Raw genomic sequence first — 9,188 nt, 5'->3', positions numbered from 1 at the left:
TGGCCGTGGAGCGCAGCGCCCCCCGGTGGCGCCCAGCGCGCCGTGGGCTGCGCGGAATGCCGCGACACCGGCTACCGGGGCCGCGCCGGGGTGTACGAAATCCTGCAACTGAGCGATGCGCTCAAGCCGCTGATCAACCCGGACATGGACCTCAACGCCCTGCGCCACGCCGCCTTCAAGGACGGCATGCGCAGCCTGCGCCTGTCCGGCGCGCAGAAGATCGCCGCCGGACTCACCACCGTGGAAGAGGTGCTGCGGGTGACGTAGCCGGGCGACATCGCAGGAGTGGCGTAGGCGGTTGGCGCCTCTTCGGCAGCCATAGTGCACAGGGTCTTGCTTCGTGCCCGCCCTTTCGGCGGCCAGAAAAGCGCTGTCCGACCTACATCTGCCTCAACCGTCCGTGCGCTGGCCGAGGATGCTGGCCACCCGTTCCGGCTCGCAGTTCAGGTAGGCGGAACTCTGCAGCCATTGTTGGTCCGGGTACCAGGCAAACAGGTACTGGCCGCCCTTGAGGCTGTCCACCACCATGCGCCCGACCTCCGGGCGTACCGCCGGGCAGCCCTGGCTGCGGCCGATGCGTCCCTGGGTGGCGATCCACTGCGGGTTCACATAGTCGGCGGGGTGAATGACGATGGCGCGCTCGCGGGCCCGATCGTTGATGCCCGGCTCCAGGCCGTCCATGCGCAGCGAATAGCCGTGCTTGCCCCGGTAACTCTCCGCGGTGCGGAACAGCCCCAGGCTCGATTGGTGACTGCCGACCCGGTTGGAGAACGCGGTTGCCTCGTTGGCGCCCGACTTGTTGCCATGGGCGACGTAGTCCTTGAGCAGCAGGCGCTTGCTGCGCAGATCGAAGATCCACAGCCGCCGCTCGCTGGAGGGCAGCGAGAAGTCGATCACCGCCAGGCGGTCGGCAGCCTCGGCGCCATGATTGACGGCGCACTGCATGGCCGAAAGGGCATGGACCAGGACCTGCTTGTTGAGTTTCGGGGCGCTGCGCGACAGCTCGTCGGCCAGCGGCGTGGAGGGAACCGCCGCCAGCAGCGGCATACCGGGCAAACAAAGCCCGGCGGCGAGCAGTAGCGCTCGTCGCAGAAGGGTCATGGGCGAAGGCCTCGTGGTTACGACTCCAGACGTCCTGTCTCGTAGCGGCGGTAGCCTGCCTATACTTTTCGCGAACTCTTGTAGTGGGCGCCACCGTGTGGGCTGGCGGCGTCCTTGAAGGTATCCGGAGTGCTGGTTTGTATAAAAAACGCGCAGCATTGTACTTGAGCACCTGGCTGATGGCGGCTCCGCTTGTCGCGTGGGGTGCTCAAGACATCATCAGCGTCGGGCCGCCGCTTCGCCAGGCGCTGGAGCAGTCGCTGTGCCCGGTCCCCGTCGAGCAGCAGGCTCGTCAGCGACTGGAAGTCTTCTATGCCTTTCTCGGTCATCAGCCGCAGTGGCAGGCCGCCAGCCGCCGCGACGATCTGGCCCGCCAGCTGGAAGCACTGGTCGACGATGGTCTTGACCCCGCCGAGTACCTGCCGGTTCGCTCGCCGGACTCGGCAAGCGACACGCTGCAACAGGCCTGCCTTGAACTGCGCATCAGCCATGCCTATCTGCTCGCGCTGCAACACCTGAGCGAGGGCCGCCTGGCGCACACCGGACTGGATCCCTTCTGGCGCCTAGAACCCAAGATTGACAGGCAGGCCAGCCTGCTGAGCCTGGCCGTGCGCGGCCTGGACGACCTGCCTGGCGCGTTCGACGCGGCACGCCCTGACCTGCCGCAATACCGGGCGCTGCGTGATCACTACGTCCGCTTGCGCAGCCAGCCTCTAGCCGAATTCGAGCCGCTACCGAGCGGTCCGTTGCTGCGTCCGGGACGCACGGATGCGCGCACCCCGCTGCTGCGGCGTAGCCTGCACCGCGCCGGTTACCTGCCCGAGCCGCTCGCCCCGTCCGGCAGCGATCCGCTGCGCCACGATGCCGAACTGGCCGCCGCGCTGGCGCGCTTCCAGCAACAGCATGGCTTGAAGGACGACGGCATCCTCGGCCCGGCGACCCTGGCCGAGCTGAACATCGGTCCCGCGCAGCGCCGCGCCCAGGTGCGGGTCAACCTGGAGCGCTGGCGCTGGCTGTCCGGCGACATGGAAGCCAACCTGCTGGTGGTGGACATCGCCGGCGGGCGCCTGCTGCTCTATCGCGAGGGTCTGCTGACCTGGGAAACGCGTACCCAGGTGGGCCGCGCGGACCGTCCGACCCCGCAACTCAAGTCGCGCATCGAGCGCCTGACCCTGAACCCGACCTGGACGGTGCCGCCCACCATCCTGCGCGAGGACAAGCTGCCGGAGATTCGCCGCGACCTCGGCTTCCTCGCCCGGCACCAGATGACCGTCCTCGATCACCAGGGGCGCCGCCTGAACCCTGCCAGCGTGGACTGGTCCCGTCCGCGCGGCATTCTGCTGCGCCAGGCGGCCGGCCCCAGCAATCCGCTCGGCAAGGTGGCGCTGCGCTTCGACAACCCCTTCTCCGTGTACCTGCACGACACGCCCAGCCAGCGACTGTTCGCCGAGGCACAGCGCACCTTCAGTTCCGGCTGCGTGCGGGTGGAGCACGCGCTGGGCCTGGTCGATCTGCTGCTGGTTGAAGGCGAGCACGAGCGGGTCAACCGCCTGCTGAGCGGCGGGCGCACCCAAGAGTACCGTCTGGCGCGCCCCATGCCGATTCTCATGGCCTACTGGACCGCCGAGGTGGACAACGAGGGTCGATTGCGCTTTCGCCCCGACCTCTACCATCGGGATGCCGCGCTGCAGCAGGCCCTGGTGGAACGTGACCCTGCGCCGGGGCAGCGGAACTCCGCCGCCACTGCGCGCTTCTGAACTGCATCGGGACAGCCTTGCCCCCTTTCGTTCAGGAGTTGCCGCCATGCGTTCCGTCACCGCACTGTTCTGTGCCTCACTGCTGGTTGCGCCGGGCCTGACCCTGGCCAGGGATGCCAGCGACTATGCCACTTCGGCAGGGATCTCCGCCTCGCTGTACTCGACCTTCAAGGACGACAAACTGGTGGTCGCGGCCAGGGAGGATGCCGGCGCCTTCGTCGCCAGCGCAGGCTCGGTACGCGGCGCCTACCTGGAAGCGGCGTTGCGGCACCTGCGCGACACCCGCCCGGAACTCGCGGCGCACAGCGACCTGCAGCTGGCCGAGGCGCTGCTCGCGCAGGAATAGGAAATGGGGAACCGCCCCACTCCGGCGGCCGGCGTAAAGCCGGCCCTGCTGGAGAAGCTGCGAGCCTCACACGAGTGCGCGGGAGCGCACCGTGTGGGGGCGAGGCGCGTCAGCCGGCCCCAAGGGACTGGAATGGACTCAGGCGCTGGCAACCTGTTCGTAGCCGGCGGCGTCCAGCAGCTTGTCCAGCTCGGCGCTGTCGGTCGGGCGTAACTGGTAGAACCAGCTGCCATAAGGTTCGCTGTTGATCAGTTCCGGGCTGTCCACCAGGGCGCCGTTCACCGCCACTACCTCGCCGCCTACCGGCGCATAGATGTCCGAGGCGGCCTTCACCGACTCCACCACCCCGGCCTGCTCCCCGGCCTGCAGGACGCGACCGATTTCCGGCAGTTCGACATACACCACATCGCCAAGCGCCTCCTGGGCATGGTCGGTGATGCCCACGGTGACGATGCCGTCGTTCTCCAGGCGTGCCCACTCATGAGTGGCGGCATATCGCAGATCGGCGGGGATTTGGCTCATGTCGGTTCCTCTCTTGTTGGATGTCGCCAGGCATTCAGATCAGGATGCGGCCGTGGCGTACGAAGGGCGGGTTGACTACCCGCACAGGATGCCACTTGCCGCGAATTTCCACTTCGGCGCGCTCGCCGGCGGCCATCGGCAGGCGGGCCAGCGCGATGGATTTGCCCACCGTCGGTGCAAAGCTCCCGCTGGTGATCTCACCTTCGCCGATGCCCTCCACGCGCACCGCCTGATGGGCGCGCAGCACGCCACGTTCTTCCAGCACCAGGCCAACCAGCTTGCGCGCCACACCGAGGTCGCGCTCGGCTTCCAGCGCGGCGCGGCCGATGAAATCGCGTCCCGGCGTCCAGGCCACGCTCCAGGCCAGGTTGCTGACCAGCGGCGAGACACTCTCGTCCATGTCCTGGCCATACAACCCCAGGCCGGCTTCCAGGCGCAGGGTATCGCGGGCACCCAGCCCGATGGGCGCGATGCCGGCCCCCACCAGGTCGTTGAAGAAATCCGCCGCGTCGCTGGCCGGCAGCATGACTTCCAGACCGTCCTCGCCGGTGTAGCCGGTGCGCGCGATGAACCAGCCGTTTTCCTCCAGTCCCTGGAAGGGCTTGAGTTCCTTGATCAGCGCGGCGCGGGCAATGGTCACCTGGGCGCTGAGCCGGGCGCGCGCATCGGGACCCTGCACGGCGAGGATAGCCAGGTCACTGCGCTCGCGCAGTTGCACCGCGAAACTGGCGGCCTGCTGGCGCAGCCAGCTGGCCAGGCGCTGACGGGTGGCGGCATTGCTGACCAGCCGATAACCGTCGACGGTCAGGTAGACCAGCAGATCGTCGACAATCCCGCCCTGTTCGTTCAGCACCACGCTGTACAGTGCACTGCCCGGCGCATCGAGACGCGCCACATCGTTGGCCAGCAGGCGCCGCAGAAACGCCTGGGCCTGGGCACCGGTCACGTCCACCACGCACAGATGGGACACATCGAACACGCCGCATTCGCGACGCACCTGATGGTGCTCCTCCACCTGGGAACCGTAGTGCAGCGGCATCTCCCAACCGCTGAAATCAATCATCTTGGCCCCGAGGGCCAGATGCAGGTCGTACAGAGGCGTACGTTCACCCATGGGTCTCTCCTTGCAGACGTGACTCCGCGACGGGCGCGGCTGCGTCGAATGGCGCGCATTGTAGCCGCCCGGTCTTACGAAAGCACGACAAGGGGTCCGACCGGCACGGCGGCCAGACAAGACCCTGGCCGGTCGCGGAAAGTTCCGCAGACTCAGCGCCGGGCGGAGCGGCGGATCAGCAAAATCACCGGCAGCAGGCCGACCGCCACCAGGGTCAGCGCCGGCAACGCGGCGCGCGCCCACTCGCCTTCACTGGTCATCTCGAAGATGCGCACGGCCAGGGTGTCCCAGCCGAACGGGCGCATCAGCAGGGTGGCGGGCATTTCCTTGAGCACGTCGACGAACACCAGCAGCGCCGCGCTCAGCACGCCGGGCAGCAGCAGCGGCAGGTAGACCTTGAAGAACAACGCCGGTCCGCCGACACCGAGGCTGCGCGAGGCTTCCGGCAGCGATGGACGGATGCGCGCCAGGCTGCTTTCCAGCGGCCCGTAGCCGACGGTCAGGAAGCGGATCAGGTAGGCGACCAGCAGGGCACCGAGGCTGCCGAGCAGCAACGGCTTGCCGGCGCCCCCCAGCCAGGCGGACAGCGGCACCACGATGTGGGTGTCCAGGTAGCTGAAGGCGAGCATGATGGACACCGCCAGCACCGCGCCGGGCAACGCGTAGCCGAGGTTGGCCACGCCCACGCCGGAGCGGATCGCCCGGGTCGGAGCCTGGCGCCGAGCGAAGGCCAGCAGCAGCGCCACCGCAACGATGATCAGCGCCGCCATGCCGCCCAGGTAGAGGGTGTGCAGGATCAGGGCGGCGTAGCGCTCGTCCAGATCGAAACGCCCGCGCTGCCAGAACCACACCAGCAGTTGCAGCAGCGGAATGACGAAGGCGCAGAGGAACACCAGGGCGCACCAGCCGCTGGCCAGTGCTGCCTTCCAGCCGCTCAGCCGGTACAGCGCCTTCCCGCGCGGACGCTCACTGGCCGGACGGCTGGCGCCGCGGGCGCGCCGCTCGCCATACAGCACCAGCATCACCGCCAGCAGCAGCAGGCTGGCCAGCTGGGTGGCGCCGGTCAGGCTGTAGAAGCCGTACCAGGTCTTGTAGATGGCGGTGGTGAAGGTGTCGAAATTGAACACCGCGACGGCGCCGAAGTCCGCCAGCGTTTCCATGATCGCCAGCGCCAGGCCGGCGCCGATCGCCGGCCAGGCCATCGGCAATGCCACCCGCCAGAAGGCCTGCCAGGGTGACTGTCCCAGCACGCGGGCAGCCTCCATGAGACCCTTGCCCTGGGCCAGGAAGGCCGAGCGCGCCAGCAGGTAGACATAGGGATAGAACACCAGCACCAGCACCAGGATCACGCCACCGGTGGAACGCACACGGGGGAAACGGATGCCGCTGCCGAACCAGTCACGGGCCAGGCTTTGCACGGGACCGGAGAAATCGAACAGGCCGATGAACACGAACGCCAGCACGTAGGCGGGGATCGCGAACGGCAGCATCAGCGCCCAGTCCAGCCACTTGCGACCGGGAAACTCGCAGAGCGCAGTGAGCCAGGCCAGGCTCACTCCCAGCATGGCCACGCCGACGCCGACACCCAGCACCAGGATCCCGGTATTGCCGATCAGTCGGGCCATCTGGGTTTCCCAAAGGTGGTTCCAGATCTCGCCGTCCACTTCATGCCAGCTGAACAGCAGGATGCTCAGCGGCAGCAGGACCAGGGCGGCCACGCTGAACACTACGGGGTACCAACGGCGCTGGATCGGATGAGACACGCGCGAACTCCTGGCGGCTCGGAAACGACGACGCCCCGGACGGAGCGGGGCGCGCAAGTTAAACAGTGGCAATGGGCCGGTGGCAACCGGCCCGTTGCGCGCTGGACTCAGCGCCAGCCCACCCGATCCATCAGACGAATGGCCTCGGCCTGACGCTTGCCGGCCACTTCCACCGGGATGGTGTCGGCCTTGAAGCTGCCCCAGCTGGCCACTTCTTCGGAGACCGGTGCCTTCGGGTTGGCCGGAAATTCCTTGTTGGCGCCGGCAAAGATGGCTTGCGCCGTTTCACCGGTCATCCATTCCACCAGCTTGCGGGCGCCTTCCGGGTTCGGCGCGTACTTGGTCAGGCCGATGCCGGAGAGGTTGACGTGTACGCCACGGTCGTTCTGGTTCGGCCAGAACAGGCGCACCTTCAGGTCCGGGTTCTGCGCATGCAGGCGACCGAAGTAGTAGGTGTTGACGATACCCACGTCGCACTGGCCGGCGTCGATGGCGTTGATCACCGAGTTGTCGTCGGAGAACACGTCGGTAGCCAGGTTGTTGACCCAGCCGGTGAGGATCTGCTCGGTCTTCTTCGCGCCGTGGGTTTCCAGCAGGGTGGCGGTCAGCGACTGGTTGTACACCTTCTTGCTGGTGCGCAGGCACAGGCGGCCTTCCCAGTTCTCGTCGGCCAGCGCCTCATAAGTGCTCAGCTCGCCCGGCTTGACCCGCTCGGTGGAGTAGACAATGGTCCGCGCGCGCAGCGACAGGCCGGTCCAGGCACCACTGGAAGCGCGGTACTGGGGCGGGATGTTGGCGGCCACCACATCGGACTTGAGCGGCTGCAGGATGCCCATCTGCTCGGCCTGCCAGAGGTTGCCGGCATCCACGGTGAGCAACAGGTCGGCCGGCGTGTTGGCGCCTTCGGCCTTGATGCGCGCCATGAGAGGAGCTTCCTTGTCGGTGATGAACTTGACCTTCACACCGGTTTCCTGGGTGTAGGCGTCGAACACCGGCTTGATCAACTCGTCGATGCGCGAGGAGTAGACCACCACATCCTCGGCGGCCTGGGCCTGACCGATCCAGACACCCAGCGCCAGGGTGGCAAACAGCGCGTTACTGACCCGCATGGCAATGCCTCTCGTTTTGGTAGGAAATTGCCCCAGATGATAGTGACTATCACTTATCACCACAACGCGCGGTTTCGCCGCAGGTAAATACCACTCGCGTGGTGCGGATATTGCAGTCGGCCCCGCCCCGCGTCAGCGGTTCGCCGACGCCCCTTTTGTTTCCTGCAGTAAGGCTGTCCCTTGCAACATTCTGTTATTCGCGCCGCCTGCGCGCTCATCGCCCTGGGCGCACTGGGCGCCGAGGCTCAGGCTTCCCATGTGCTGAGCCTTCACTACGGCCCCTACGTTCACCACTGGAAGCCGGATCCCCTTCACAATGACACGCCCGACCTGTTCGGCCTGGAGGTGGAAAATCCAGACCGCTGGCTGGCCGGAGCCATGTGGTTCCACAACTCCTACCATCAGCCCAGCCAGTACTTTTACGTGGGCCGGCGCTGGTCGTTCGACGAGCAGGTGCCTGGCCTCTACGCCAAGCTGACCGCCGGCCCACTGCTGGGCTACAAGGGCGAGTACGAGGACAAGATCCCGGTCAACCGGGACGGCGTTGGCGTCGGCGTGATTCCGGCGCTCGGCTATCAGTACCGGCGCGTCAGTGCCCAGTTTGCGATCCTGGGCACCGCCGGTTACATGATCACCTTCGGCAGCGATCTGCTGAGCTGGTAAGGCTCAGCCCCGCGCCAGCTCCGGCAGGTCGCCGTCCAGGCCCAGGGCCTGACGCACGAACAGCGACTTGAGCAGATGATGACGGTCGGCCAGACGCAGACCGGCGTTGCGCAGCCAGCGCAGCGCCGGCAAGTCGGCCTGGAACAGCCGCTCGAAGCCTTCCATGGACGCCATCATCGCCAGGTTGTAGGGCATGCGCCGGCGCTCGAAGCGGGCCAGCACGCGCTCGCTGTGCAGGGCTTCGCCTCGCGCCCGCGCCTTGAGCAACTCCTCGGCCAGCACGCCGGCATCCAGGAATCCCAGGTTCACGCCCTGTCCGGCCAGGGGATGAATGACGTGCGCGGCGTCACCGATCAAGGCCAGCCCCGGCGCGATGTAACGCTTGGCGTGACGCTGGCGCAGCGGGATGCAGACACGCGGATCGACCTCCAGCACCTCGCCCAGGCGGGACTCGAACGCCTTGCCCAGCTCTGCACGGAAGGCCGGCTCGTCCAGCACCATCAGCCGCTCGGCCTCGCCCGGGGTGCACGACCAGACGATCGAGCACCAGTGGCGGTCGCCGTCGCGGTCCAGCGGCAGGAAGGCCAGCGGGCCGTCGTCGGTGAAGCGTTGCCAGGCGGTCAGTCCGTGCTCGTCGGCGCAACGCACACTGGTGACGATGGCGTGGTGGAAATAGTCCCACTCGCGGGTCTGGCAACCGGCCATGCGGCGCACCGCCGAATTGGCGCCATCGGCGGCCACCAGCAGCGGCGCCTGCAGTTCGCGCCCATCGGCCAGGCTCACCCGCCAGCCGGCCTCGCCCTGCTGCAGGCG

General features: G+C 67.4%; 9 protein-coding genes and 1 pseudogene. 4 read left to right on the top strand and 6 right to left on the bottom strand.

Features of this window, described 5'->3' with window-relative positions; all coding sequences use genetic code 11:
* Nucleotides 1-267, top strand: a pseudogene (locus AS93_RS0108155) (type II/IV secretion system protein); the annotation flags it as partial.
* Between the two features lie 123 nt (nucleotides 268-390).
* Here the strand turns inward: AS93_RS0108155 and AS93_RS0108150 are convergent.
* Nucleotides 391-1,101 (bottom strand): murein L,D-transpeptidase catalytic domain family protein, encoded by a 711-nt coding sequence (locus AS93_RS0108150; RefSeq protein WP_027590159.1) that lies wholly within the window; start codon nucleotides 1,099-1,101, stop codon nucleotides 391-393.
* A gap of 179 nt (nucleotides 1,102-1,280) precedes the next feature.
* Between AS93_RS0108150 and AS93_RS18960 the strand changes: the two genes are divergently transcribed.
* Entirely contained in the window at nucleotides 1,281-2,858 is a 1,578-nt protein-coding gene (locus tag AS93_RS18960) for a L,D-transpeptidase family protein (RefSeq protein WP_051587392.1), read from the top strand.
* 46 nt (nucleotides 2,859-2,904) lie between these two features.
* Nucleotides 2,905-3,204, top strand: coding sequence for a DUF2388 domain-containing protein (locus tag AS93_RS0108140; RefSeq protein ID WP_027590158.1), 300 nt, complete (start codon nucleotides 2,905-2,907; stop codon nucleotides 3,202-3,204).
* 138 nt (nucleotides 3,205-3,342) lie between these two features.
* On the opposite strand, the gene gcvH is transcribed toward AS93_RS0108140, so the two are convergent.
* The 4 genes from gcvH to AS93_RS0108120 all read right to left on the bottom strand — a co-directional run bounded on the left by gcvH (nucleotide 3,343) and on the right by AS93_RS0108120 (nucleotide 7,712).
* Entirely contained in the window at nucleotides 3,343-3,726 is a 384-nt protein-coding gene (gene gcvH / locus AS93_RS0108135) for a glycine cleavage system protein GcvH (RefSeq protein WP_027590157.1), read from the bottom strand.
* 34 nt (nucleotides 3,727-3,760) lie between these two features.
* Nucleotides 3,761-4,840 carry a glycine cleavage system aminomethyltransferase GcvT gene (gene gcvT, locus AS93_RS0108130; RefSeq protein ID WP_027590156.1) on the bottom strand — a complete coding sequence of 360 codons (1,080 nt, stop codon included), beginning with the start codon at nucleotides 4,838-4,840 and terminating at the stop codon, nucleotides 3,761-3,763.
* 152 nt (nucleotides 4,841-4,992) lie between these two features.
* Nucleotides 4,993-6,603 carry an iron ABC transporter permease gene (locus tag AS93_RS0108125; protein WP_027590155.1) on the bottom strand — a complete coding sequence of 537 codons (1,611 nt, stop codon included), beginning with the start codon at nucleotides 6,601-6,603 and terminating at the stop codon, nucleotides 4,993-4,995.
* A 107-nt stretch (nucleotides 6,604-6,710) separates the two neighbouring features.
* Complete coding sequence (locus AS93_RS0108120) at nucleotides 6,711-7,712, bottom strand: extracellular solute-binding protein (protein ID WP_027590154.1); 1,002 nt, start codon at nucleotides 7,710-7,712, stop codon at nucleotides 6,711-6,713.
* Between the two features lie 180 nt (nucleotides 7,713-7,892).
* Between AS93_RS0108120 and AS93_RS0108115 the strand changes: the two genes are divergently transcribed.
* Complete coding sequence (locus AS93_RS0108115; RefSeq protein ID WP_027590153.1) at nucleotides 7,893-8,375, top strand: hypothetical protein; 483 nt, start codon at nucleotides 7,893-7,895, stop codon at nucleotides 8,373-8,375.
* Between the two features lie 3 nt (nucleotides 8,376-8,378).
* On the opposite strand, the gene AS93_RS0108110 is transcribed toward AS93_RS0108115, so the two are convergent.
* A partial coding sequence (locus AS93_RS0108110) for an FAD-dependent monooxygenase (RefSeq protein WP_027590152.1) occupies nucleotides 8,379-9,188 on the bottom strand: 810 nt, incomplete at its 5' end.

The organism is Pseudomonas sp. RL, from assembly GCF_000647775.1.
GTDB classification, from domain to species: Bacteria; Pseudomonadota; Gammaproteobacteria; order Pseudomonadales; family Pseudomonadaceae; genus Serpens; species Serpens flexibilis.
This window is presented reverse-complemented; position numbering and strand designations above follow the sequence as displayed.

What these genes read in the sequence shown, in the direction of transcription:
- AS93_RS0108150 (WP_027590159.1), bottom strand. Translation starts at nt 1,101, where the DNA reads ATGACCCTTCTGCGACGAGCGCTACTGCTCGCCGCCGGGCTTTGTTTG.
- AS93_RS18960 (WP_051587392.1), top strand. Translation starts at nt 1,281, where the DNA reads ATGGCGGCTCCGCTTGTCGCGTGGGGTGCTCAAGACATCATCAGCGTC.
- AS93_RS0108140 (WP_027590158.1), top strand. Translation starts at nt 2,905, where the DNA reads ATGCGTTCCGTCACCGCACTGTTCTGTGCCTCACTGCTGGTTGCGCCG.
- gcvH (WP_027590157.1), bottom strand. Translation starts at nt 3,726, where the DNA reads ATGAGCCAAATCCCCGCCGATCTGCGATATGCCGCCACTCATGAGTGG.
- gcvT (WP_027590156.1), bottom strand. Translation starts at nt 4,840, where the DNA reads ATGGGTGAACGTACGCCTCTGTACGACCTGCATCTGGCCCTCGGGGCC.
- AS93_RS0108120 (WP_027590154.1), bottom strand. Translation starts at nt 7,712, where the DNA reads ATGCGGGTCAGTAACGCGCTGTTTGCCACCCTGGCGCTGGGTGTCTGG.